Source organism: Citrobacter sp. Ca225, from assembly GCF_030337175.1.
GTDB lineage: Bacteria > Pseudomonadota > Gammaproteobacteria > Enterobacterales > Enterobacteriaceae > Citrobacter_A > Citrobacter_A amalonaticus.
Map to the genome: position 1 here is coordinate 1 of NZ_JAOWCD010000074.1, position 24,360 is coordinate 24,360.

At 55.4% G+C, this 24,360-nt stretch carries 23 protein-coding genes and 1 riboswitch; of the genes, 14 read left to right on the forward strand and 9 right to left on the reverse strand.

What is annotated here, in order from left to right; translation table 11 throughout:
* The first annotated feature begins 403 nt into the window (after positions 1 to 403).
* A complete protein-coding gene (gene purH / locus OGW13_RS11975) occupies positions 404 to 1,993 on the forward strand; it encodes a bifunctional phosphoribosylaminoimidazolecarboxamide formyltransferase/IMP cyclohydrolase (RefSeq protein ID WP_042998989.1) in 1,590 nt (529 codons plus the stop codon).
* A gap of 11 nt (positions 1,994 to 2,004) precedes the next feature.
* Positions 2,005 to 3,294, forward strand: a complete 1,290-nt coding sequence (gene purD / locus OGW13_RS11980) for a phosphoribosylamine--glycine ligase (protein ID WP_044326879.1) — start codon at positions 2,005 to 2,007, stop codon at positions 3,292 to 3,294.
* Here the strand turns inward: purD and zraR are convergent.
* Both zraR and zraS read right to left on the reverse strand, forming a co-directional pair.
* Positions 3,291 to 4,616, reverse strand: coding sequence for a sigma-54-dependent response regulator transcription factor ZraR (zraR, locus tag OGW13_RS11985; RefSeq protein WP_104445911.1), 1,326 nt, complete (start codon positions 4,614 to 4,616; stop codon positions 3,291 to 3,293). The two genes, purD and zraR, sit on opposite strands and share 4 nt — an antisense overlap.
* Positions 4,613 to 6,019, reverse strand: coding sequence for a two-component system sensor histidine kinase ZraS (gene zraS, locus OGW13_RS11990; RefSeq protein WP_061070650.1), 1,407 nt, complete (start codon positions 6,017 to 6,019; stop codon positions 4,613 to 4,615). Before zraS ends, zraR begins: the two co-directional genes overlap by 4 nt.
* Positions 6,020 to 6,059: 40 nt before the next feature.
* Here zraS and OGW13_RS11995 point away from each other — a divergent pair, with 40 nt between their 5' ends.
* Both OGW13_RS11995 and zraP read left to right on the forward strand, forming a co-directional pair.
* Positions 6,060 to 6,263: a hypothetical protein gene (locus OGW13_RS11995; RefSeq protein WP_141227670.1), complete on the forward strand. Its 204-nt coding sequence runs from the start codon at positions 6,060 to 6,062 to the stop codon at positions 6,261 to 6,263.
* A gap of 3 nt (positions 6,264 to 6,266) precedes the next feature.
* Complete coding sequence (gene zraP / locus OGW13_RS12000) at positions 6,267 to 6,701, forward strand: zinc resistance sensor/chaperone ZraP (RefSeq protein ID WP_044268712.1); 435 nt, start codon at positions 6,267 to 6,269, stop codon at positions 6,699 to 6,701.
* A gap of 70 nt (positions 6,702 to 6,771) precedes the next feature.
* On the opposite strand, the gene OGW13_RS12005 is transcribed toward zraP, so the two are convergent.
* The 6 genes from OGW13_RS12005 to nudC form a co-directional block, all read right to left on the reverse strand.
* Positions 6,772 to 7,467, reverse strand: a complete 696-nt coding sequence (locus tag OGW13_RS12005) for a DUF1481 domain-containing protein (protein ID WP_104446883.1) — start codon at positions 7,465 to 7,467, stop codon at positions 6,772 to 6,774.
* Positions 7,468 to 7,479: 12 nt separating this feature from the next.
* Positions 7,480 to 7,752, reverse strand: coding sequence for a nucleoid-associated protein HU-alpha (hupA, locus tag OGW13_RS12010; RefSeq protein ID WP_001044509.1), 273 nt, complete (start codon positions 7,750 to 7,752; stop codon positions 7,480 to 7,482).
* A 186-nt stretch (positions 7,753 to 7,938) separates the two neighbouring features.
* The gene (locus OGW13_RS12015) at positions 7,939 to 8,529 is read right to left on the reverse strand and encodes a YjaG family protein (RefSeq protein WP_042998985.1); all 591 of its coding nucleotides are present in this window, start codon (positions 8,527 to 8,529) and stop codon (positions 7,939 to 7,941) included.
* A 41-nt stretch (positions 8,530 to 8,570) separates the two neighbouring features.
* Positions 8,571 to 9,242 (reverse strand): deoxyribonuclease V, encoded by a 672-nt coding sequence (gene nfi / locus OGW13_RS12020; protein WP_109739593.1) that lies wholly within the window; start codon positions 9,240 to 9,242, stop codon positions 8,571 to 8,573.
* Between the two features lie 9 nt (positions 9,243 to 9,251).
* Positions 9,252 to 10,316: a uroporphyrinogen decarboxylase gene (hemE, locus tag OGW13_RS12025; RefSeq protein ID WP_042998983.1), complete on the reverse strand. Its 1,065-nt coding sequence runs from the start codon at positions 10,314 to 10,316 to the stop codon at positions 9,252 to 9,254.
* 41 nt (positions 10,317 to 10,357) lie between these two features.
* Positions 10,358 to 11,131 carry an NAD(+) diphosphatase gene (gene nudC, locus OGW13_RS12030; protein ID WP_042998982.1) on the reverse strand — a complete coding sequence of 258 codons (774 nt, stop codon included), beginning with the start codon at positions 11,129 to 11,131 and terminating at the stop codon, positions 10,358 to 10,360.
* A gap of 97 nt (positions 11,132 to 11,228) precedes the next feature.
* Here nudC and OGW13_RS12035 point away from each other — a divergent pair, with 97 nt between their 5' ends.
* The 10 genes from OGW13_RS12035 (at position 11,229) to OGW13_RS12080 (ending at position 20,024) form a co-directional block, all read left to right on the forward strand.
* Positions 11,229 to 11,717, forward strand: a complete 489-nt coding sequence (locus OGW13_RS12035) for an Rsd/AlgQ family anti-sigma factor (RefSeq protein WP_042998981.1) — start codon at positions 11,229 to 11,231, stop codon at positions 11,715 to 11,717.
* Positions 11,718 to 11,767: 50 nt separating this feature from the next.
* Positions 11,768 to 11,877: riboswitch (TPP riboswitch) on the forward strand.
* 85 nt (positions 11,878 to 11,962) lie between these two features.
* The gene (gene thiC, locus OGW13_RS12040) at positions 11,963 to 13,864 is read left to right on the forward strand and encodes a phosphomethylpyrimidine synthase ThiC (RefSeq protein ID WP_044256805.1); all 1,902 of its coding nucleotides are present in this window, start codon (positions 11,963 to 11,965) and stop codon (positions 13,862 to 13,864) included.
* A complete protein-coding gene (gene thiE, locus OGW13_RS12045; RefSeq protein ID WP_042998979.1) occupies positions 13,864 to 14,499 on the forward strand; it encodes a thiamine phosphate synthase in 636 nt (211 codons plus the stop codon). The genes thiC and thiE overlap by 1 nt, the downstream gene beginning before the upstream one ends.
* Positions 14,492 to 15,250 carry a HesA/MoeB/ThiF family protein gene (locus OGW13_RS12050; protein ID WP_042998978.1) on the forward strand — a complete coding sequence of 253 codons (759 nt, stop codon included), beginning with the start codon at positions 14,492 to 14,494 and terminating at the stop codon, positions 15,248 to 15,250. Before thiE ends, OGW13_RS12050 begins: the two co-directional genes overlap by 8 nt.
* The gene (gene thiS, locus OGW13_RS12055) at positions 15,231 to 15,431 is read left to right on the forward strand and encodes a sulfur carrier protein ThiS (protein WP_042998977.1); all 201 of its coding nucleotides are present in this window, start codon (positions 15,231 to 15,233) and stop codon (positions 15,429 to 15,431) included. The genes OGW13_RS12050 and thiS overlap by 20 nt, the downstream gene beginning before the upstream one ends.
* 1 nt (position 15,432) lies before the next feature.
* Positions 15,433 to 16,203 carry a thiazole synthase gene (gene thiG / locus OGW13_RS12060; RefSeq protein ID WP_125339229.1) on the forward strand — a complete coding sequence of 257 codons (771 nt, stop codon included), beginning with the start codon at positions 15,433 to 15,435 and terminating at the stop codon, positions 16,201 to 16,203.
* Positions 16,200 to 17,333, forward strand: coding sequence for a 2-iminoacetate synthase ThiH (gene thiH, locus OGW13_RS12065; protein ID WP_287116163.1), 1,134 nt, complete (start codon positions 16,200 to 16,202; stop codon positions 17,331 to 17,333). The genes thiG and thiH overlap by 4 nt, the downstream gene beginning before the upstream one ends.
* A gap of 343 nt (positions 17,334 to 17,676) precedes the next feature.
* Positions 17,677 to 19,215 carry a sensor domain-containing diguanylate cyclase gene (locus OGW13_RS12070; RefSeq protein ID WP_287116164.1) on the forward strand — a complete coding sequence of 513 codons (1,539 nt, stop codon included), beginning with the start codon at positions 17,677 to 17,679 and terminating at the stop codon, positions 19,213 to 19,215.
* 181 nt (positions 19,216 to 19,396) lie between these two features.
* Positions 19,397 to 19,705, forward strand: coding sequence for a PTS sugar transporter subunit IIB (locus OGW13_RS12075; RefSeq protein WP_042998973.1), 309 nt, complete (start codon positions 19,397 to 19,399; stop codon positions 19,703 to 19,705).
* 1 nt (position 19,706) lies between these two features.
* The gene (locus OGW13_RS12080) at positions 19,707 to 20,024 is read left to right on the forward strand and encodes a PTS lactose/cellobiose transporter subunit IIA (protein WP_042998972.1); all 318 of its coding nucleotides are present in this window, start codon (positions 19,707 to 19,709) and stop codon (positions 20,022 to 20,024) included.
* A gap of 94 nt (positions 20,025 to 20,118) precedes the next feature.
* On the opposite strand, the gene rpoC is transcribed toward OGW13_RS12080, so the two are convergent.
* Positions 20,119 to 24,342 carry a DNA-directed RNA polymerase subunit beta' gene (gene rpoC, locus OGW13_RS12085; protein WP_042998971.1) on the reverse strand — a complete coding sequence of 1,408 codons (4,224 nt, stop codon included), beginning with the start codon at positions 24,340 to 24,342 and terminating at the stop codon, positions 20,119 to 20,121.
* Between the last annotated feature and the right edge of the window lie 18 nt (positions 24,343 to 24,360).

The following is a 24,360-nucleotide window of genomic DNA, read 5'->3' on the forward strand; positions in this document are numbered from 1 at the left end:
AGGATTTTTCTCTTCAACCGAACCGGCTGTTTGTGTGAAGTGATTCACATCCGCCGTGTCGATGGAGGCGCATTATAGGGAGTTCCCGAGCATCCGCAATAGAAAAGTTGCAGAAAAATGACTGACTGCTGCATTCCCCAGCAAAACCCCGCCTTATACCCTTTTACACACAGACTTATCCACAATCGTCGGGATCTTTGAGCAGATCTTCCCTGCCGTTAATGATCTATATAGAGAGAAAATCAGAACCAGAATCGAAAAAGAAAAATTCGCGAGCGTTGCGCAAACGTTTTCGTTACAATGCCCCCGCAAAACAAGGATGCCCCGTAAGGGGCGTTAGCTAAATTTTTCACGAAAAATTCAGCTAACGCTCTCTGTTATCGTCAAATCCAGGGGATTTACCATGCAACAACGTCGTCCAGTCCGCCGCGCTCTGCTCAGTGTTTCTGACAAAGCTGGTATCGTCGAATTCGCCCAGGCACTTTCCGCACGTGGTGTGGATCTGCTGTCGACAGGGGGCACTGCCCGTCTGTTAGCAGAGAAAGGTCTGCCGGTGACCGAAGTTTCCGATTACACCGGTTTCCCGGAAATGATGGATGGACGCGTCAAAACCCTGCATCCTAAAGTACACGGCGGCATTCTCGGTCGTCGCGGTCAGGATGACGGGATTATGGAACAGCACGGCATCGCCCCCATCGACATGGTGGTTGTTAACCTTTATCCGTTCGCCCAGACCGTTGCCCGCGAAGGCTGCTCACTGGAAGATGCTGTAGAGAACATCGACATCGGCGGGCCGACAATGGTGCGCTCTGCTGCAAAAAACCATAAAGATGTCGCAATCGTTGTAAAGAGCAGCGACTACGACGCCATTATTAAAGAGATGGATGCCAACGACGGTTCTTTGACCCTCGATACCCGTTTCGACCTCGCGATTAAAGCCTTCGAACACACCGCCGCTTACGACAGTATGATTGCCAACTATTTTGGCAGCATGGTTCCGGCCTATCACGGTGAAAGCAAAGACGCCGCGGGTCGCTTCCCGCGGACGCTGAACCTGAACTTCATTAAGAAGCAGGATATGCGCTACGGTGAAAACAGCCACCAGCAGGCTGCATTCTATATAGAAGAGAACGTACAAGAAGCCTCCGTTGCAACCGCTCAGCAGGTTCAGGGCAAAGCACTCTCCTATAACAACATCGCCGATACCGACGCCGCGCTGGAATGTGTGAAAGAGTTCAACGAGCCAGCCTGCGTTATCGTCAAGCACGCGAACCCATGCGGCGTTGCCGTAAGCACCTCTATTCTGGATGCCTACGATCGCGCCTACAAAACCGACCCAACATCTGCCTTCGGCGGCATCATCGCCTTTAACCGCGAACTGGATGCTGAAACGGCGCAGGCCATCATCTCCCGTCAGTTTGTCGAAGTGATCATCGCTCCATCAGCGACCGATGAGGCGCTGAAAATCACCGCTGCCAAGCAAAACGTGCGCGTTCTGACCTGCGGTCAGTGGGCTGAGCGCGTGCCGGGCCTGGACTTCAAACGTGTTAACGGCGGTCTGCTGGTACAGGATCGCGATCTGGGTATGGTCACTGCTGGTGAGCTGCGCGTGGTGACGAAGCGCCAGCCGACCGAACAGGAACTGCGCGACGCGCTGTTCTGCTGGAAAGTCGCGAAGTTCGTTAAATCCAACGCCATTGTTTACGCCAAAGAGAACATGACTATCGGTATTGGCGCAGGCCAGATGAGCCGCGTCTACTCCGCTAAAATTGCCGGGATCAAAGCCGCGGATGAAGGTCTGGAAGTGAAAGGTTCCGCGATGGCGTCCGACGCCTTCTTCCCGTTCCGCGATGGTATTGATGCTGCTGCCGCTGTTGGCGTGAGCTGCGTGATCCAGCCAGGCGGTTCCATCCGTGATGATGAAGTCATTGCCGCTGCTGACGAACACGGCATTGCGATGATCTTCACCGACATGCGCCACTTCCGCCATTAATGGAGCGAGACATGAAAGTATTAGTTATCGGAAACGGCGGGCGCGAGCACGCTCTGGCGTGGAAAGCCGCTCAGTCACCAACAGTGGCAACCGTATTTGTTGCACCGGGTAACGCCGGCACTGCGCTGGAACCGACGCTGCAAAACGTCGCGATCGGCGCAACCGATATTCCGGCACTGCTGAACTTTGCCCAGAGTGAAAAGATTGACCTGACGATCGTCGGCCCGGAAGCGCCGCTGGTGAAAGGCGTGGTCGATACCTTCCGTGCGGCGGGCCTGAAAATCTTCGGTCCAACCGCAGGCGCGGCACAACTGGAAGGTTCAAAAGCGTTCACCAAAGATTTCCTTGCACGTCACCAGATCCCGACGGCCGAATATCAGAACTTTACGGAGATCGAACCAGCTCTCGCTTATCTGCGTGAGAAAGGCGCGCCGATCGTCATTAAGGCTGACGGTCTGGCTGCCGGTAAGGGTGTGATTGTCGCAATGACGCTGGAAGAAGCCGAAGCCGCCGTACATGATATGCTGGCTGGCAACGCGTTTGGCGACGCGGGTCATCGCATCGTGATTGAAGAGTTCCTCGACGGCGAAGAAGCCAGCTTTATCGTGATGGTCGACGGCGAGCACGTCTTGCCGATGGCGACCAGTCAGGATCATAAGCGCGTAGGCGATGGTGATACCGGCCTGAACACCGGCGGGATGGGTGCCTATTCTCCGGCGCCGGTGGTGACGGATGACGTCCATCAGCGCACGATGGAACGCATCATCTGGCCAACCGTCAAAGGCATGGCGGCAGAAGGTAACACCTATACCGGTTTCCTGTATGCCGGTCTGATGATCGACAAACAGGGCAATCCGAAGGTGATCGAATTTAACTGCCGCTTTGGCGATCCGGAAACCCAGCCCATCATGCTGCGTATGAAATCCGATCTGGTTGAGCTTTGCCTTGCTGCCTGCGAAGGCAAACTGGATGAGCAAAAATCAGAGTGGGATGATCGCGCCTCGCTTGGCGTGGTGATGGCAGCGGGCGGTTATCCTGGCGATTATCGCACTGGCGACGTGATCCACGGTTTGCCATTGGAAGAAGTGGCAGATGGCAAAGTGTTCCACGCCGGCACCCGACTGGACGATAACGAGCAGGTTGTCACCAGCGGTGGTCGCGTGCTGTGCGTCACTGCGCTGGGGGATACGGTGGCAGAGGCGCAAAAACGCGCCTATGCCTTAATGACCGATATCCACTGGGACGACTGTTTCTGCCGTAAAGACATCGGCTGGCGCGCCATTGAGCGTGAACAGAACTAACGCGACAGTTTCGCCAGCAGCGTCTTTCGCGTAATCCCTAGCTGACGGGCGGCTTCCGTTTTGTTGCCGCCCGTTTTTTCCAGCGCCGCCAGAATCACCTCTTTTTCGACTTCCACCAGCGGCTGAATGGCCTGCTCCGTCATGAGCGGCAGGGGCTGACTCGCGATCGCCAGCGGCAGCTCGCGCTCAGAAATATACTCTCCGGTCAGCAGGACCACTGAACGCTCAATTGCATTTTCCAGCTCACGGATATTCCCCGGCCAGTCGTAGTGAATCAGCAGATCCATCGCCCGTGGGGTAAACCCTTTCACCGCCTTACGGTTACGTTCAGCAAACCGCTGGCGAAAGTGGTCAGCCAACAGGGGGATATCTTCCCGCCGCTGACGCAGCGACGGCGTTTCAATGGTCACTACGTTCAGGCGATAGTAGAGATCCTGACGAAAACGTCCGGCTTGCACCTCTTGTGCCAGATCGCGATGAGTCGCGGCAATCAGGCGGACATCGACCGAGATCGTCTGGTTGCTGCCCACACGCTGAACTTCGCGTTCCTGAATCGCCCGCAGTAACCGCACCTGCATCATCGGCGAGATATCACCAATCTCATCAAGAAACAGCGTGCCGCCATCGGCTTCGACAAAACGCCCTTCCCGGCGCTTGTCGGCACCGGTAAATGCGCCTTTTTCATGACCGAACAGCTCAGATTCCAGTAGCGACTCGTTGAGCGCCGCGCAGTTCAACGTTATCAGCGGTTTGTCGCTCCGCTCACTGCAGGCATGCAGCGCGCGCGCCACCAGCTCTTTCCCGGTGCCAGAATCTCCATGAATCAATACCGTTGCATCGGAAGGCGCAACCATCGCAATTTCACTCAGCAGTTGTCGCATCGCCGGGCTTTCGCCGACCATCCCAAACTGCGAGGCGGAAACTGACGGCAGCTCGCTGGCGGATGCTCGCGTATGCGCCAGCGCGTTTTCCAGCGTCGTTTGCAGATTGTCAAAATCCAACGGTTTGATTAAGTAATCCTGCGCGCCGGTTTTTAGCGCCTCTACCGCCGTCTCCACGCTGGAAAACGCCGTCATGATCAGCACCGGAATTGCCGGGTTCAGCGTCTTGATCTCTTTCAGCGTTTCGATGCCGTCCATCTCCGCCATGCGTACATCGCACAACACGAGGTCAAAGACGTGTTCACGCACCTGCTCGAGTGCGGCTCGCCCGCTGTAGGCCAGCGCGACGTCATAGCCCCATCCTCGCAGTAATGCCTGTAAAATAGTGCAGTGGCTGACGTCGTCATCCACCACCAGAATATCGATCTTTGCGCGAATCATCCTTGTGAATCCTTACGTGTTAACGTCACCGGGAGCCAGAGGGTGAACGTTGCGCCTTTACCTGGCAGGCTATCCGCCTGGATCGTCCCGCCATGCTGTTCAATGATGTTCTGTACCACCGCCAGCCCCAGTCCCGTACCGTCCGCTTTCGTCGTGAAATAAGGGGTGAAAATGGCGGCCAGCTGTTCCGCCGCAATCCCTTTCCCGCTGTCTGCAACGGTGATTTTAACGCGATCGGCTCCGCTTGTGCTTGCCTCAACGCGGATGGTCCCCTGCCGATCGATGGCATGAATCGCGTTCAGATAAAGATTTAGCAACACCTGCGTCAGCCGGTCCGGGTCAGCCTGAACGGGCGGCAGCGCAGGGTCAGACACAAATTGCAGCTCAATCGCCCGACTCTGCGCGTCCTGGCTGACCAGTTGCAGAGAGTGGTCAATTACCGCATTGAGATCCACCGACTGCAAGGACAAGTGCGCGGGCTTCACCAGTTCCAGCAGTTCACTGACCACCCGGTTTAAACGATCGGCCTCTTTCGCCATCACCTGCGCCAGTTCATGCGCTTCACCGCCCGCTGGCGCGCGTTCAGCAAAGTACTTTGCCAGTCCTTTGATGGAAGAGAGCGGATTTCGAATCTCATGCGCGACGCCTGCGGCCAGATGCCCGATCGCCACCAGCTTCTCTTTACGGTTCATCTCATCCTGCAATAGCTGGCGAGAACGCAGGTATCGCCGGTACCAGAAAAACGTCAGGAGAGTCGCCAACAGCACGGTGGTCAGCGCGAAAAGCATAATCAGCGTATTACGCCACTCACGCGCCTGCGTCATGGCCAACTCACTGGCATCAAAGGCGATAAAAATGAACTGATGAGCAGAACCCGGCATTGCGCCATTGCCACGCGACATCCCGTGCATCCCGTGTCGTCCAGGGAAAAACAGCGGCTGGAACTGACGATAGATCTCCAGCGCCGGAACGGTCTGCCCCTGCGCATCCGTCGCGTCAAGCGCACGCCAGCGCGCCTCTTCTCCTGGGTGTAATGTGTGCATCTCTGCTGGCGAGTAGAGCGTTTTCCCGACCAGGGCAGGATCGCTGTGCATGACAACGTTGCCCTGCGCATCGGTCACGGCAAACCACAGCACGCCTGGCTGCCCCGCCATCTCTTCGAGCAGCGTTTGCTGCTGAGCATGATGCATCCGCATGCCCATCCCGACGCGCGTCCCCGACTCCAGTGCACGGATTAGCACACTGCCTTTTTCCAGCAGCGTCTGCCGCGCTGCGTCACTTTCACGCCCGTAATCGCGGATCACCATCACGGCAAATAGCCCAACCAGAATCAGGATGATGGCGGGTAGCACCCCGCTCAACCATCGGGCTACCGTATCCTTATGTTCTCGCATCATTCTCATCAGCTCTGAGTGACTCAATCCCTTCTTTTCAGCAGAAATCATGCCACTTTTCGCGGCTCGTATCCCGGTCTTGCCACACAAACTGCCGACAACGCCGGGTAAAAATGACCCACTGCGTCCTTCCGGCGAGTCATTTTTACTCGCTTTGCTGGCCTGTGCATCGCCAGAACCCGCGCCGGGCGGGAAGAATCAGTCTGGCACGGAAGATGCAATACAGAAGATAAGACCACCCACAGGAGGATAAATGATGAAACGGAACACGAAAGCAGGCCTGGCGCTGATCGCCCTCTCTTTGATGGTGCTGGGCTCCAGCCCCGCCCTGGCGCGGCATCACTGGGGGAACGGCGGCGGCATGTGGCAACAAAATGGCAGTGGACTGAGCGCAGAGCAGCAGGCTGCCGCGCAAAAAATCCATAATGACTTTTACAACCAGACTAACGCCCTACGCCAACAACTGATGTCCAAACGCTATGAATACAACGCGCTGTTAGCGACGAATCCGCCGGATACCGCCAAAATCAATGCGGTGGCGAAAGAGATGGAATCCTTAAGACAGTCACTGGATGAACAACGGGTGAAACGGGATGTTGCCATGGCTCAGGCCGGTGTCCCTGGCGGTATGGGGATGGGTTACGGCGGATGCGGTGGTCGTGGCGGCCACATGGGAATGGGACACTGGTAATGTTTTGCCTGATGGCGCGACGCTTATCAGGCCTACAGAATGTCTGATGTAGGCCGCCATCCGGCACCCATCAAAACGTTTTTTCTTTTGGCTGCCAGTGGCAGAAGTCGGAATTCGCCACCAGCAGAAGCTGTGACCCTTCGGGCGCCTCCAGCCATGCCACGCTGACGTCAACAGATGAATGGCTCTGGCGGCGCTCAATGTGACTCATCGCCCAGGCATCTAAATCCGGTTTAATCGTCTCGCCTTCGCAGGTGGTAACCGTACGTTCAGCGGCATGCCAGCGTCCCTGACGCAAGACCACCCGCCCCTGTCGCAATGCATCGCTGGTCAGGCGGATCTGCTCGGCACGGTAACGGTACAATTCGATTTGGTCGTTCGACAACTGCTGTTTATGACCATCGACTTCGCGCTGCATAAAGCTCAGCTCGCCGCGATCGTCAAAACGCACGCGGATATGCTCCGGCGGTTCGCCATAAATATTGAGTTCTATCAGTGAAAGGGAATCACCCTGCCAGCGGTACTCGCTGGTTGTGGTACTGCCATTACGCCACGGACTGAACACCGAAAGCATATGGACGCCGTCTGATGCGTCTTTACGCCAGATACGCACCGCACCCTGGTTGTCAGCAAACCCACTGGCGGTAAACGGCGGAAGAGAGGCGTTATGGCTACAGGCCGTTAGCAACAGCACGCCTGCTAACGTCAACGTGCGACGCCAGACAGACGAAAGGGGCGAAGCCGCCCCTTCATTAAAACTGTTCACAGCCACGCGGTCTTACTTAACTGCGTCTTTCAGTGCTTTACCAGAAACAAACGCCGGTACGTTAGCTGCGGCGATTTTGATTTCTTTACCGGTCTGCGGGTTGCGGCCAGTGCGCTCAGCACGGTGGTTCACTTTGAAGGTACCGAAACCAACCAGTTGTACAGCATCGCCTTCTTTCAGAGACTCAGTAATAGCAGCCAGAGTGGATTCCAGAGCAGCTTTAGCCTGGGTTTTGGACAGTTCTGCTTTGTCTGCAATTACATCAATCAGTTGAGTCTTGTTCATAAGTTATCCTTACAATGTGTTTATCGCTTGCTAAGCATCGAGTGCGACGGAAATGCCAGAAAAGCACTCTCCTGCATACACGCACCGATAGCCACTTTTTTTCGCCCTCCAAATGTAGACCAGACGGGGGGCGGAAGGGAAGCCTTCAGGTACGACAATTCAGAAGTTAAATCACGTTTTCGTGTCTTACTGCTGCAAATTTATACCGATATTGCTCTCGCCAGCCTCACGCAGGTCTGCTCTAAGCCCTTTTATCAGCTCAATGTCGCGTTCTTCACAGTCAGCTAAAAGTCGGAATATTTCCCACTGAATATCCCACTCTTGCTCCACCGCCGGGTTATCTTTGAGCTCTTCATCGCTCATTTCTCGACCTGCCTGGGTCATTTCCAGCATCGCAACCGTAGTGATGGACGTCTTGCTGACTTCAATGGCGTGTTCCAGCGTCTCACCGCTCAAACGGGAATGAACCAGCTCGCTTAACGCCACGCAGGCATCAATGGCCGGATAAACCCCATACAAGTCATAATCGTCTGCCGCCGGGATCGCTTCTTCAAACTTCTCCAGTTGGCTGTCGAAATTCACTTTCGCGTCTTTGACCGTCAGCGTTTCCCAGATCAGGTCCAGAATACGGCGGTACACCTGTCCGTCGCCAAACCCGGTCTGTTGGCAGAACATGGCATAGTTCGGGTACATGCGCTCACACAGGCAGGCCATAAACGTGACGTGCTGCCAGCTTTCCAGACGTTCCAGACGCAGATGAATCGGGTTTTGTAACATGATGAATTCTCGAATCAGAAATTAGCGGCAGTGTACCGCAATCAGGGCTGCATTTCCTGCCATCGCATAAATGCTGGACGTTCCGATGCCACCGCATCCGCCCAGCGGGTTGGCTCCGGCAGGCGGTAGCCTTTCATACAGCGCTGCACCCACGCCAGGGCGCTGTCCAACCCGACACGATGGCCCGTAGCGATAAACAGCGGATTACAGCGCGCTTTGCTGCGCCAGACCCATGCCAGTTGCTCACCTTTGTCCATCAGCGGCGCCAGTGCGCCAGGTTCAGCAGAGAGTGGTTCGAACTTGCCGCACAATCGTTTTTTCGCCACACCAATGGTCGGCACATCCACCAACAGTCCGAAATGGCTGGCCACGCCGAGACGGCGCGGATGGGAAATACCGTGACCATCCACAAAGAGCAAATCGGGTTTTTGCGAGAGTTGCTCCCACGCTGCCAGCAACGCGGGATATTCACGGAAGGAGAGAAAGCCGGGGATATAAGGCATGGTGGTGGCGATGCGCGCCACTTTGTATTCAACCAGTTCCAGCGAGGGATATTTCAGCAAAACCATCGCCGCCCGCGTCACCTCTCCGCCCTGTTCAAACCCCACGTCTGCCCCGCCGATCAGATCCGGCGGATCGTTATCAAGTTGATCCACGCGGATTACAGATGAGGCCAGTTCAAGTTGTTGAGCGCGTAGCGACGCGAGGTCCATATGGTCTCCTTAGCGGTGGTATTGCGCGGACAGCCGGTGCACCGCCTCCACAAAGGCGCCAGCATGTTCTGGCGGCACGTCCTGGTGGATGCCGTGACCGAGGTTAAAGACGTGGCCTTCCCCCTGGCCGAAACCAGAAAGTATAGACGCCACTTCTTCTTCGATCCGCGCCGTAGGCGCATAGAGCATGGAAGGATCCATGTTGCCCTGTAAAGCAACCTTGTGTCCCACGCGACGACGTGCATCGGCAATATCGGTGGTCCAGTCGAGTCCGAGCGCATCGCAGCCGGTTTCCGCCATCGCTTCCAGCCACTGTCCGCCACCTTTAGTAAACAGCGTCACCGGCACGCGGCGACCGTCGTTTTCACGCAGCAGGCCATCAACGATTTTGTGCATGTAATACAGCGAGAACTGCTGATAATCGCGTCCGGTCAGCACGCCACCCCAGGTGTCGAAAATCATCACCGACTGCGCGCCCGCCTTGATTTGAGCATTCAGATACAGCGTGACGCTCTTCGCCAGCTTATCAAGTAGCGCATGCAGCGTTTTCGGGTCGGCATACATCATCTTTTTAATCACGGTAAAGGCTTTGCTGCTTCCGCCTTCCACCATGTAGGTCGCCAGCGTCCACGGACTGCCGGAGAAGCCAATCAGTGGCACATCACCTTTTAGCTCGCGACGAATCGTACGTACCGCGTTCATCACGTAGCCCAGTTCATCTTCCGGATCGGGAACCGGCAGCTTGTCGACATCGGCTTTGCAGGCGACCGGTGCAGTAAAACGCGGACCTTCGCCGGCTTCAAACCAGAGCCCCAGTCCCATCGCATCCGGAATGGTCAGGATATCCGAGAAGAGGATCGCCGCATCAAGCGGATAACGGCGCAGCGGCTGGAGCGTCACTTCGCAGGCCAGCTCGGCATTTTTGCACAGCGACATAAAATCGCCCGCCTCTGCGCGGGTGGCTTTATATTCCGGTAAATAGCGGCCCGCCTGGCGCATCATCCATACCGGGGTGACATCAACGGGCTGGCGCAGCAGCGCACGCAGATAACGATCGTTCTTCAGTTCGGTCATTTTTGCAGTTCCTTATTGCGTCAGGCCGTCAGTGTATCATGTCATTCATACTCAGCCCGACACATTGCCACGGTATCTTCGATCAGACGCCGTGCGACGGTGCCAGGCGGCGGCAGGAGTGGTAGATCATCGTAGCGATACCAGTTAGCCTCCAGCAGCTCTTTCGGGTCGATGACAATCTCGCCGCTGTCATACTCCGCCATAAACGCAGTCATCAGCGACATCGGGAAAGGCCACGGCTGCGAGGTGATATAGCGCAGGTTTTTAATTTTAATGCCGCTCTCTTCCATCACCTCACGCGCCACCGCCTGTTCCAGGGTCTCGCCCACCTCAACAAATCCGGCAAGTACGGTATGTACGCCGTTACGATGGCGAACGTGTTGGGCAAGCAGGATCGAATCCTCACGGCGAATGGCGACGATAATGCAGGGGGCGATTTGCGGATAGTAACGTTCACGGCAGTGGGTACAGAGCATCGCCCACTCGGTTTTACTCGGATGCATCAGGTGCCCGCAGTAGCCACAGAATTTATGCGATCGATAAAACTCAGCCAGCTGTACCCCGCGCCCCGCCAGTTGAAACAGCCCCACATCCTGATCGATCACCTGACGAACCGATCCCATCTCGTGACGCCGATGCTGTTGCACCAGCCAGACGGGTTCGCCTTCCCACTCTCCGATTTGCAGCGCTGGCTGCCCGACAAGATCGAAAGTTGCCGCATCGCCGTGTGGCAATTCGCCATGAGGCAACCATAATTTTTGCTCATGGCTGACGATCCACCAGCCGTGATCTAATTTTTCAATTATACGATCCATAGCTCTTGCACTACCTTTGCTTCACTGGCATGTTGATAACATTATTTTTACAATTCCTGCGTGAGCAGTTTTTAAATCTACACTTGCGGAGTCAATCATGCTAAACCAGCTGGAAGACCTGACAGAGCGCGTCAGAGGAAGTAACAAACTGGTTGATCGCTGGCTACATGTACGTAAGCATCTGCTCGTGGCTTACTACAATCTGGTTGGCATTAAGCCTGGCAAAGAATCGTACATGCAACTGAATGAAAAAGCGCTGGATGATTTTTGTCAGAGCCTGGTCGACTACCTCTCCACCGGACACTTCAGTATTTATGAACGTATTCTGCATAAATTGGAAGGTAACGGGCAGCTTTTAAAAGCGACAAAAATTTGGCCGCTACTGGAAGCTAACACACAACGCATCATGGACTACTATGACTCCAGTCTGGAAACGGCGATTGATCACGATAACTGCCTGGAGTTTCAACAGGTTTTATCCGATCTCGGCGAAGCGCTGGAAGCCCGATTTGCGCTAGAAGATAAGCTGATCATGCTGGTCTTTGACGCCATGCATGACAATGCGGTTATCAAACGTCCTGCTTGAGTTCGGCGCACAGAACGCGTAGTTTACCCCTATTGCCTCTTATCAGAGGTTACATCTTGTCGGAGTGCCTGGTGTGAAAACACCGGCTGAGACCGTTAATTCGGGATCCGCGGAACCTGATCAGGTTAAAACCTGCGAAGGGAACAAGAGTAATTCTGCTTTATGCGTAAGCCTTAACGGGCGTCGCACACCTATTACTCATCCGTCGTCTGACAAGCCATCTCCTTACTTTTTTGGAATGAGCTATGTCTGCAACTACCCCTAAATTGTCCCGCCGCGAACAGCGCGCGCAAGCACAACACTTTATCGATACGCTGGAAGGCACAGCCTTCCCGAACTCAAAACGGATCTACATCACCGGTTCACAACACGATCTTCGCGTCCCGATGCGGGAAATTCAGCTTAGCCCGACGCTCATCGGCGGCAGCAAAGCGGAACCGCAGTTTGAAGAGAACGAAGCGATTCCGGTGTACGACACCTCCGGTCCGTATGGTGATCCGGATGTGGCAATTAACGTCCAGCAGGGGCTGACAAAGCTGCGCCAGCCGTGGATTGATGCGCGTAACGACAGCGAAGCCTTAACTGACCGCAGCTCTGTCTATACCAAAGAACGTCTGGCCGACGACGGTCTGGATGAACTGCGTTTCACCGGTTTGCTGACCCCAAAACGCGCGAAAGCAGGCAAATGCGTGACGCAACTGCACTACGCGCGCCAGGGTATCGTCACCCCGGAAATGGAGTTTATCGCCATTCGTGAAAACATGGGCCGTGAACGCATCCGCAGTGAAGTGTTACGCCAGCAGCATCCGGGTGAAGGATTTGGCGCACGCCTGCCGGAGAACATCACGCCGGAATTTGTGCGTGATGAAGTGGCCGCTGGACGAGCTATCATCCCCGCCAACATCAATCACCCGGAATCGGAACCGATGATTATCGGGCGTAATTTCCTGGTGAAGGTGAACGCCAATATCGGCAACTCTGCCGTCACCTCCTCCATCGAAGAAGAAGTGGAGAAACTGGTGTGGTCAACGCGCTGGGGAGCGGACACCGTAATGGACCTCTCCACCGGTCGCTATATCCATGAAACCCGCGAATGGATCCTGCGCAACAGCCCGGTGCCGATCGGTACCGTTCCGATCTACCAGGCGCTGGAGAAGGTCAACGGGATCGCCGAAGATCTGACGTGGGAAGCCTTCCGCGATACGCTGCTGGAGCAGGCCGAACAGGGGGTGGACTACTTCACCATTCATGCCGGCGTACTGCTGCGCTATGTGCCGATGACCGCGAAACGCCTGACAGGGATTGTCTCGCGCGGAGGGTCCATTATGGCGAAATGGTGTCTCTCTCATCACAAAGAGAACTTCCTCTTCCAGCACTTCCGCGAGATTTGTGAAATCTGCGCTGCCTATGACGTGTCGCTGTCGCTCGGCGATGGCCTGCGTCCGGGTTCCCTTCAGGACGCCAACGACGAGGCACAGTTCTCAGAACTGCACACACTGGGCGAACTGACCAAAATCGCCTGGGAGTATGACGTGCAGGTGATGATTGAAGGTCCGGGCCATGTGCCGATGCAGATGATCCGTCGCAACATGACCGAAGAGCTGGAGCACTGTCATGAAGCGCCATTCTACACCTTAGGCCCGCTGACCACTGATATCGCACCGGGTTACGACCATTTCACCTCGGGAATTGGCGCAGCGATGATCGGCTGGTTTGGCTGCGCGATGCTCTGCTATGTCACCCCGAAAGAACACCTTGGCCTGCCAAACAAAGAAGATGTGAAACAGGGGCTGATTACCTACAAGATTGCCGCCCATGCCGCCGATCTGGCGAAAGGGCATCCGGGGGCGCAAATCCGTGATAACGCGATGTCCAAAGCGCGCTTTGAATTCCGCTGGGAAGACCAGTTTAATCTGGCGCTCGATCCGTTTACCGCCCGCGCTTACCACGATGAAACCCTGCCGCAGGAATCCGGCAAAGTCGCGCACTTCTGCTCCATGTGCGGCCCGAAATTCTGCTCAATGAAAATCAGTCAGGAAGTCCGTGACTACGCCGCCGCGCAGACCATCGAAGTGGGGATGGCGGATATGTCAGAAAACTTCCGCGCCAAAGGCGGAGAAATCTACCTCAAGCGGGAGGAAGTCTGATGATTCAACCCGATTTCCCAACGGTTCCTTTTCGCCTGGGCCTCTATCCGGTTGTCGACAGCGTAACGTGGATTGAACGCCTACTGGATGCGGGCGTGCGTACGCTCCAGTTGCGCATCAAAGATAAGCGTGATGAAGAGGTGGAAGCCGATGTGGTGGCCGCCATCAAACTGGGGCGGAAATACAACGCCCGTCTGTTTATTAACGATTACTGGCGGCTGGCGATCAAACACCGCGCCTATGGCGTGCATCTGGGTCAGGAAGATCTGGAAACCACCGAACTGAAGGCGATTCAGGCGGCGGGATTACGCCTGGGCGTCTCGACACACGACGATATGGAGATCGACGTAGCGCTGGCGGCACGTCCCTCCTACATCGCGCTGGGCCACGTTTTCCCGACGCAGACTAAGCAGATGCCGTCCGCGCCGCAAGGACTGGAACAACTCGCACGGCATATCAATCGTCTGAATGATTATCCTACCGTCGCCATTGGCGGTATCAGCCTGGAGCGCGCCCCCGCCGTGCTGGCGACTGGTGTAGGGAGTATTGCGGTGGTCAGCGCCATTACCCAGGCCGAAGACTGGCGGGCGGCCACCGCGCAATTGCTGGCGATAGCAGGAGCAGGCGATGAATGACCGTGACTTTATGCGCTATAGCCGTCAGATCCTGCTGGGCGATATCGCCATTGACGGTCAGCAAAAGCTGCTTGCCAGCCGTGTGCTGATCGTCGGGCTGGGCGGATTAGGCTCACCGGCCGCGCTGTATCTGGCAGGAGCCGGTGTCGGCACGCTGGTGCTGGCTGACGACGATGAGGTTCATCTCAGCAACCTGCAGCGGCAGATCCTGTTCACCACGGATGATATTGCCCGCGCTAAATCGCAGGTTGCACAGCAGCGGCTGGCACGACTCAATCCGGATATCGAACTGCTCTCGCTGACGCAGCGTCTGAGTGGAGAGGCGCTCAGGCATGCAGTGGCGCAAGCGGATGTCGTGCTCGACTGCACCGACAACATGGCGACGCGTCAGGAAATTAACGCCGCCTGCGTGGCGCTCGATACCCCGCTGATCACCGCCAGCGCGGTCGGTTTTGGCGGCCAGTTGATGGTGTTGACGCCGCCCTGGTCACAAGGCTGCTATCGCTGCTTATGGCCGGATGACGCGGAACCCGAACGCAATTGCCGTACCGCAGGCGTTGTCGGCCCCGTGGTCGGGATGATGGGGACCCTGCAGGCACTCGAGGCAATCAAGCTCCTAAGCGGTATGGAGATACCCGGCGGCGAATTGCGCCTGTTTGACGGCAAAACCAGCCAGTGGCGCAGCCTGGCATTACGCCGCGCCAGCGGGTGCCCAGTGTGTGGAGGGCGACATGCGAATACAGTTCAATGATGAGCCAATGCAGTGTGCAGAAGGACTCTCCGTGCATACACTGCTGACGCAATTGAATCAGTTAAAACCCGGCGCCGCACTGGCGCTGAATCAACAGATCCTGCCCCGCGAGCAGTGGGAGCAGCACATCGTGCAGGAAGGCGACCAGATCCTGCTTTTTCAGGTTATCGCGGGGGGTTGAAATGTTACGAATTGCAGATAAAACGTTTGATTCGCATCTGTTCACGGGCACGGGTAAATTTGCATCACCAGCATTAATGATTGACGCGATCCGCGCCTCCGGTAGCCAACTGGTGACGCTGGCCATGAAGCGTGTGGATTTGCGCCAGCAAAATGACGCCATCCTGGCTCCTCTTATCGACGCGGGCGTCACGCTGTTGCCCAACACCTCCGGGGCGAAAACGGCAGAAGAGGCAATCTTTGCCGCACAGCTTGCGCGCGAGGCGCTCGGTACCCATTGGCTGAAGCTGGAAATTCATCCCGATGCGCGCTGGTTGCTGCCGGACCCCATTGAAACGCTGAAAGCCGCCGAGGCACTGGTAAAACAAGGATTTGTGGTGCTGCCTTACTGCGGTGCGGATCCGGTGCTGTGTAAACGGCTGGAAGAGGTGGGCTGTGCGGCAGTGATGCCGCTCGGCGCGCCGATTGGCTCTAATCAGGGGCTGGAAACCCGGGCCATGCTGGAGATTATTATCCAGCAGTCCACCGTTCCGGTCGTGGTGGATGCCGGAATCGGCGTACCCAGCCACGCCACGCAGGCGCTGGAAATGGGCGCGGACGCCGTGCTGGTGAATACGGCGATTGCCGTGGCGGACGATCCGGTGATGATGGCCCGCGCTTTCCGTCTGGCGGTAGAAGCCGGCCTTCTGGCGCGTCAGGCAGGACCGGGTAGTCGCAGCCGTCAGGCGCAGGCCACCAGCCCACTGACCGGTTTTCTGGAGATCCCGGTATGAAAACGTTCACCGACCGCTGGCAGCAACTCGACTGGGACGACATCCGCCTGCGCATCAACAGCAAAACGTCCGCTGACGTTGAGCGGGCGCTAAATGCCCCCCACCTCAGCCGCGACGATATGATGGCACTGCTGTCACCTGCCGCGAGCGCATACCTTGAACCGCTGGCACAGCGGGCGCAGACGCTGACCCGCCAGCGCTTCGGCAATACGGTGAGTTTTTACGTCCCGCTGTATCTCTCCAATCTGTGCGCTAACGACTGTACCTACTGCGGTTTTTCGATGAGTAACCGCATCAAGCGCAAGACGCTGAATGAAACGGACATTATCCGGGAGTGTGCGGCGATCCGCGAGCTGGGTTTCGAACATCTCCTGCTGGTCACCGGCGAGCATCAGGCAAAGGTCGGAATGGACTATTTCCGTCGCCACTTGCCCACCATTCGCCAGCAGTTTTCGTCATTACAGATGGAAGTTCAACCGTTAGCCGAGGCGGAATATGCCGAACTGAAAACGCTGGGACTCGACGGCGTGATGGTCTATCAGGAAACGTATCACGACGCGATGTACGCGCAGCACCATCTGAAAGGGAGAAAACAAGATTTCTTCTGGCGGCTGGAAACGCCGGACCGACTGGGGCGCGCAGGTATCGACAAAATCGGCCTCGGGGCGCTGATTGGTCTTTCCGACAACTGGCGGGTGGACTGCTATATGGTTGCAGAGCATTTGCTGTGGCTTCAGCAGCACTACTGGCAAAGCCGCTACTCGATTTCGTTCCCGCGCCTGCGTCCGTGCGCTGGCGGTATTGAGCCCGCCTCAATCATGGATGAGCGCCAACTGGTACAAACCATTTGCGCGTTCCGTCTGCTGGCACCGGAAATTGAGCTGTCGTTGTCGACGCGGGAGTCGCCCTGGTTTCGAGACCACGTGATCCCGCTGGCGATTAACAACGTCAGCGCGTTCTCGAAAACCCAGCCTGGCGGGTATGCGGACAATCATCCTGAACTGGAACAGTTCGCGCCACATGACAACCGCCGTCCCGAAACTGTCGCCGATGCGCTTGCCGCGCAGGGGCTTCAGCCGGTATGGAAAGACTGGGATGCGTATCTGGGGCGCGCTTCGCAAAGGCGATGAACCGTCTTGCAAACGGGTAACCATTTTACGAGCCGCGACGAAAGAGAGAAAACGAGAGGTTGTTGTTAGCCTCTCACTTTTTTAACGTATCACCGTCAGCCTTAACGCTGTCCAGGGCGAAGAGCTTCTTCCTCGTTTCGCCCTGCCTTCACCGAAATCAGCGAGATAAAACACCAATTTCAGCCAAAAATGGCCACTGGGGTGTACACTTCTTAAGATAAATCACCTCGTCTTATATCAGCGAGATTATAATTGCCTACATTCTTCCTGATATGCAGAGCCACATTGTTGGCTTCACTTCGCACTTCTCTTCGGGATTTACACTTTCTGGATAAGTACAGTAATGGCACGTCATAACAGAAAACTTTCATTCACGACGCCAATATTGGTGAGCTTTACGGGGATCATACTCAGCTTTTTATTGATCGCCATATTCATAACTTTTACGCAAAAGAATGATTTTCTTGAAGATTATCATGGCATAAATCGGAATTTCACCCATAACCTGGCGGTGAACTATACCGGGTCTTTGCTACGCGAAAATGATTATATCCTTGGTCGGGCGGCGACCTACTTTTCTCGTAATGACCACCTGAACGACACGGTTAACCTTGACCCGGAACAGGGTCTGAAAACCATCATGCAATTGCAGACGCTGATGCCCTCAGTCTCCTCGATCTCATTGGTAGATATAGAAGGCCATTACCTGCGCGCGCCCCAAGTGCTAAATACCGAACGCAGCACAACATTCGACGTGAAATCGCGTCCCTGGTTTATGGATCAGGCTGAAGCCAGTACCTTTAGCAACTATACCGCCCCCTACATTGACTATTTTACGCACCACCCTACGGTGACGATCTACAAACCGGTCATCTCTCCCGAAGGGAAAATGAAAGGTACGATTGCGTTTCATCTTGATCTGACGTCAATGGGTTACGCATTGCGCCAGATGGTGGCTCCCGTCCAGGGCGAGTTCTATGTGGTCGACCGTGATGGAAAAGTGGTACTGCATCCGGATACAGGCGCGCTGTTTAAACAGTATGTCAGTAAAAAAACCATGAGCCGGATGACCAGCGGTGAAGGACATCTGTACGACCCGGACACTCAGGACTGGTACTACTACTATTCGTTCACCAACCCGGACTGGTTTGTGATTTATCGGGTTTCAGATACAACCCTCGTCGATCTGACACGTCATGAGACCAACATTGTGGTCTGGGGATTTGCCCTTGCGGCGATCATCATTGCGCTGTTTGGTCTCTATCTTCGCCACGCTTCACGCACGGTGCTGATGAATATCATCAACGCAATCAAGACCGGCGATGTGAAACGCGCACCGCGCCTTGAAGCAATGCTGAGCAAAGCTATCGAGTCCAATAAGGAGCGCGAACTGGCTTACGTTCGACAGGCGACCATTGATGCCCTGACCGGTTGTAAAAACCGCCGCGCTTTTGACAGCGATATCGCCGCGCTGATGAACGATCACCAACCGTTCGTTCTGGCACTGGTGGATATTGATAATTTTAAATTTATCAATGATACCTGGGGACATTTGAATGGCGACATCGTCCTGCGTAACGTCGCGCGCGAAGGGATTCAGATCATGCAACCCGCCGCCGTTTCTGTCTATCGCTATGGCGGTGAGGAGTTTGCCGTGCTGTTCTCGGGTGAGCAATTGAACAACGCGCATACCCTACTGGAACGCTGGCGCATTGAGGTCGCGCAGCGCTCATGGCGTGAAGAGGGTCTGCACGTCACCTTTAGCGCCGGACTCGGGGAATGGAATCTGGAAGCGCAGGAACAGCTGATCATGCGTGTAGATGAAGCGCTATACAAAGCCAAACAGGAAGGAAAAAACCGGATTATTGTCGCGAATCGCTGATCATCCCCTCTCTGCAACGCCCGTTATGACGGGCTTTTTTTCATTTTGAGAAAAACCGCAACCGGTTTCATTATTTGTGCGATTTCTTTGTGATGCTTTACACACATTCGCGGTAAGGCGGTTGTTCTCATCACTCGGTCGGACTAAAGATGAAGTATCAATGGAACCGTGAGAGCGAACTATGAAGAATATCGTTTTATGCTGTGCCGCCGGTATGTCCACCAGCATGCTGGTACAACGAATGAAAGATGCCGCTCAGAAGAAAGGGATCGAAGTGACGATCAAGGCTGTGCCTGTCGCAGAGTTTAAAGAGAATATTGCCACGGCGGACATCGTCCTGTTGGGCCCGCAGGTCAAGTATGAGCAGGCAAAATTGCAGGCGCTGGCCGATCCGCTCGGTAAGAAAGTCGCCGTGATCGACATGATGGATTACGGCATGATGAAAGGCGATGCCGTGCTGGAAAAAGCCCTGAAGCTGATGGAGCCCTAACATGGAAGAGTTAGAAACCATCATTATGGAACTGCTGGTTAATGCCGGAGCCGCACGAAGCCAGGCATTGACCGCCCTGCAACTGGCCCGCAAAGGTGACTTTGCCGGTGCCGAACAGGCGATGGAAGAGTCACGCGATTACGTCAAACTGGCGCATAAAATCCAGACGCAACTGATCGGGATCGATGAAGGAACCGGTAAGCTGCCGGTGAATCTGATCACCGTCCACTCGCAGGACCATCTGATGAACGCGATGGTGATTCAGGATCTGGCAGGTGACATGATTGAACTGTATCGCCGAATCCCGCTGGCAAACTGATAAAAAAGCCTGGTGGCGCTACGCTTACCGGGCCTACAAAAACGCCATAAAAAAACCCGCCGAAGCGGGTTTTTTACTGTCAGGCAGTCAACGATTACTCGTTGTCAGAACCACCCAGACCTGCGTTCAGCAGTTCTGCCAGGCTGGCAGAGGCATCTTCTGCAGTCACCTGCGGTGCAGCCGGAAGTTCACCTGCAGCACGGCGACGCATACGATCCTGGTGGTACGCATAACCGGTACCCGCCGGGATCAGACGACCTACGATAACGTTCTCTTTCAGGCCACGCAGTTCGTCGCGTTTACCCGCAACGGCTGCTTCGGTCAGGACACGCGTGGTCTCCTGGAACGATGCGGCAGAGATGAACGACTCGGTTGCCAGAGACGCTTTGGTGATACCCAGCAGATCGCGGGAGAACGTGGCGCCCACTTTGCCGTTCGCTTCCAGTTCTCGGTTAGCGATCTTGACGCGGGAGTATTCAACCTGTTCGCCTTCCAGGAAGTCGGAGCTACCAGCGCTTTCGATGGTGGCTTTACGCAGCATCTGACGAACGATAACTTCGATGTGTTTATCGTTAATCTTAACGCCCTGCAGACGGTATACGTCCTGAACTTCGTTAACGATGTAACGAGTTACAGCATGAACACCACGCAGACGCAGAATGTCGTGCGGTGCTTCCGGACCGTCGGAAACCACGTCACCACGTTCTACACGTTCACCTTCGAACACGTTGAGCTGACGCCATTTCGGAATCATCTCTTCGTACGGATCGCTACCGTCTACCGGGGTGATCACCAGACGACGTTTCCCTTTGGTTTCTTTACCGAAGGAAATAATACCGCTGATTTCAGCCAGGATTGCCGGCTCTTTCGGACGACGTGCTTCGAACAGGTCCGCAACGCGCGGCAGACCACCGGTGATGTCCTTGGTACCGCCGGATTCCTGCGGAACACGCGCCAGGGTGTCACCAGAACTGATCTGTACGCCATCTTCCAACTGAACAATCGCTTTACCCGGCAGGAAGTACTGCGCAGGCATGTCGGTACCCGGGATCAGTACGTCGTTACCCTGAGCATCAACGATTTTCAGTGCAGGACGCAGATCTTTACCACCGGTAGTACGTTCTGCGGAATCCAGAACCACCAGAGAAGACAGACCGGTTAACTCGTCGGTCTGACGCGTAATGGTCTGGCCGTCGATCATGTCAGTGAAGCGGACAAAACCACTCACTTCCGTGATAACCGGCATAGTGTGCGGATCCCAGTTTGCTACGGTTTCACCGCCGGCAACCTGCTCACCATCACCTTTCGCCATCACAGAGCCGTAAGGCACTTTATAGCTTTCTTTGGTACGACCGAATTCGTCGATCAGTTTCAGCTCAGTATTACGGGAGGTGATCACCAGTTTACCGCTGGAGTTCACAACCGACTTCGCATTGCTCAGACGGATGCTACCTTTGTTTTTCACCTGGATGCTGGATTCAGCAGCCGCACGAGATGCCGCGCCACCGATGTGGAACGTACGCATCGTCAGCTGTGTACCCGGCTCACCGATGGACTGTGCCGCGATAACGCCGATAGCTTCACCTTTGTTGATGATGTGGCCACGCGCCAGGTCACGACCATAGCAGTGCGCACATACACCAAAGTCGGTGTCACAGGATACAACAGAGCGAACTTTCACAGAGTCAACGGAGTTCGCTTCCAGCAGATCACACCACTGTTCGTGCAGCAGCGTGTTGCGCGGAACCAGAATATCCGCCGTACCCGGCTTCAGAATGTCTTCTGCGGTTACACGACCCAGAACGCGATCGCGCAATGGCTCTTTAACATCACCACCCTCGATAACCGGGGTCATGGTGATACCTTCCAGCGTGCCGCAGTCGTCTTCGGTCACAACCAGATCCTGTGCAACGTCAACCAGACGACGCGTCAGGTAACCGGAGTTCGCTGTTTTCAGTGCGGTATCCGCCAGACCTTTACGCGCACCGTGCGTGGAGATGAAGTACTGGAGTACGTTCAGACCTTCACGGAAGTTCGCGGTGATCGGCGTTTCGATGATGGAGCCATCCGGCTTCGCCATCAGACCACGCATACCCGCCAGCTGACGAATCTGTGCAGCAGAACCACGCGCACCGGAATCGGCCATCATGTAGATGCTGTTGAAGGAAACCTGCTGCTCTTCCTGACCGTCACGGTTAATCACGGTTTCGGTTTGCAGGTTATCCATCATCGCTTTGGAAACGCGATCGTTCGCCGCAGCCCAGATATCGATCACTTTGTTGTAACGTTCGCCGGCGGTGACCAGACCAGACTGGAACTGTTCCTGGATCTCAGCCACTTCTGCTTCCGCTTCAGAGATGATCTCGTGTTTTTTCTCCGGGATGACCATGTCATCGATACCAACGGATGCACCTGAACGCGCTGCATAAGCAAAGCCGGTGTACATCGTCTGGTCCGCAAAAATAACGGTCGGCTTCAGACCCAGAATGCGGTAACAGGTGTTCAGCATTTTGGAGATCGCTTTCTTACCCAGCGCCTGGTTGACGATGGAGAAAGGCAGACCTTTCGGTACGATCATCCACAGGATTGCACGACCTACCGTCGTATCAATCAGGCTGGTTTTCGCAACGAACTCGCCGTTAGCATCTTTTTCGTATTCGGTGATACGCACTTTAACGCGCGCATGCAGAGAGGCCAGGCCAGCGCGATAAATACGCTCAGCTTCTTTCGGGCCAGTCAGCACCATGCCTTCGCCTTTGGCGTTAACACAGTCACGGGTCATGTAGTACAGACCCAGTACAACGTCCTGAGACGGAACGATGATAGGTTCGCCGTTCGCCGGGGACAGGATGTTGTTGGTAGACATCATCAGCGCACGCGCTTCGAGCTGGGCTTCCAGCGTCAGCGGTACGTGAACAGCCATCTGGTCACCATCGAAGTCGGCGTTATAGGCCGCACAAACCAGCGGGTGCAGCTGGATAGCTTTACCTTCGATAAGAACAGGTTCAAACGCCTGGATACCCAGACGGTGCAGTGTTGGTGCACGGTTCAGCAGTACCGGGTGTTCGCGGATCACTTCGTCCAGGATATCCCAAACGACAGCTTCTTCACGCTCAACCATTTTCTTCGCGGCTTTGATGGTGGTGGCGAGGCCACGCAGTTCCAGCTTGCCGTAGATGAACGGTTTGAACAGCTCCAGTGCCATTTTCTTCGGCAGACCGCACTGATGCAGACGCAGGTATGGACCTACGGTGATAACAGAACGACCGGAGTAGTCAACACGCTTACCGAGCAGGTTCTGACGGAAACGACCCTGTTTACCTTTGATCATATCGGCCAAAGATTTCAGAGGACGTTTGTTAGAACCGGTGATCGCACGACCACGACGACCGTTATCCAGCAGGGCGTCAACCGCTTCCTGCAGCATACGTTTTTCGTTGCGTACGATTATGTCCGGCGCAGCCAGATCCAGCAGACGTTTCAGACGGTTGTTACGGTTGATCACGCGACGATACAGATCGTTCAGATCCGACGTGGCGAAACGACCACCATCCAGCGGAACCAGCGGACGCAGATCTGGCGGCAGAACCGGCAGAACGGTCAGGATCATCCACTCCGGCTTATTGCCAGACTGAACGAACGCTTCCAGCAGCTTAATACGCTTGGTCAGCTTCTTACGCTTGGTTTCGGAGTTGGTTTCGTTCAGCTCTTCACGCAGAGTTTCACACTCTTGCTCCAGATCCATGCTCTTCAGCAAGGCCTGGATCGCTTCCGCACCCATCTTCGCGTCAAATTCGTCACCGAACTCTTCCAGCGCATCCAGATACTGTTCTTCAGTCAGGATCTGCTGGCGTTCCAGATTGGTCATACCGCCTTCGATAACCACATAGGATTCGAAGTACAGTACGCGTTCGATATCGCGCAGCGGCATATCGAGCAACAGGCCGATACGGGACGGCAGAGATTTCAGGAACCAGATGTGAGCAGTCGGGGACGCCAGCTCGATGTGGCCCATACGCTCACGGCGTACTTTAGTCTGGGTCACTTCAACGCCGCACTTCTCACAGATCACACCGCGGTGTTTCAGGCGCTTGTACTTACCGCACAGGCACTCGTAGTCTTTTACCGGCCCAAAGATACGGGCGCAGAAAAGGCCGTCACGCTCAGGTTTGAACGTACGGTAGTTAATGGTTTCCGGCTTCTTAACTTCACCGAAAGACCATGAACGGATCATGTCTGGCGAAGCCAGAGCAATTTTGATCGCATCAAACTCTTCGGTTTTAGTTTGCGCTTTCAGAAACTTTAATAAGTCTTTCACGGATTTGCTCCCGTCGGA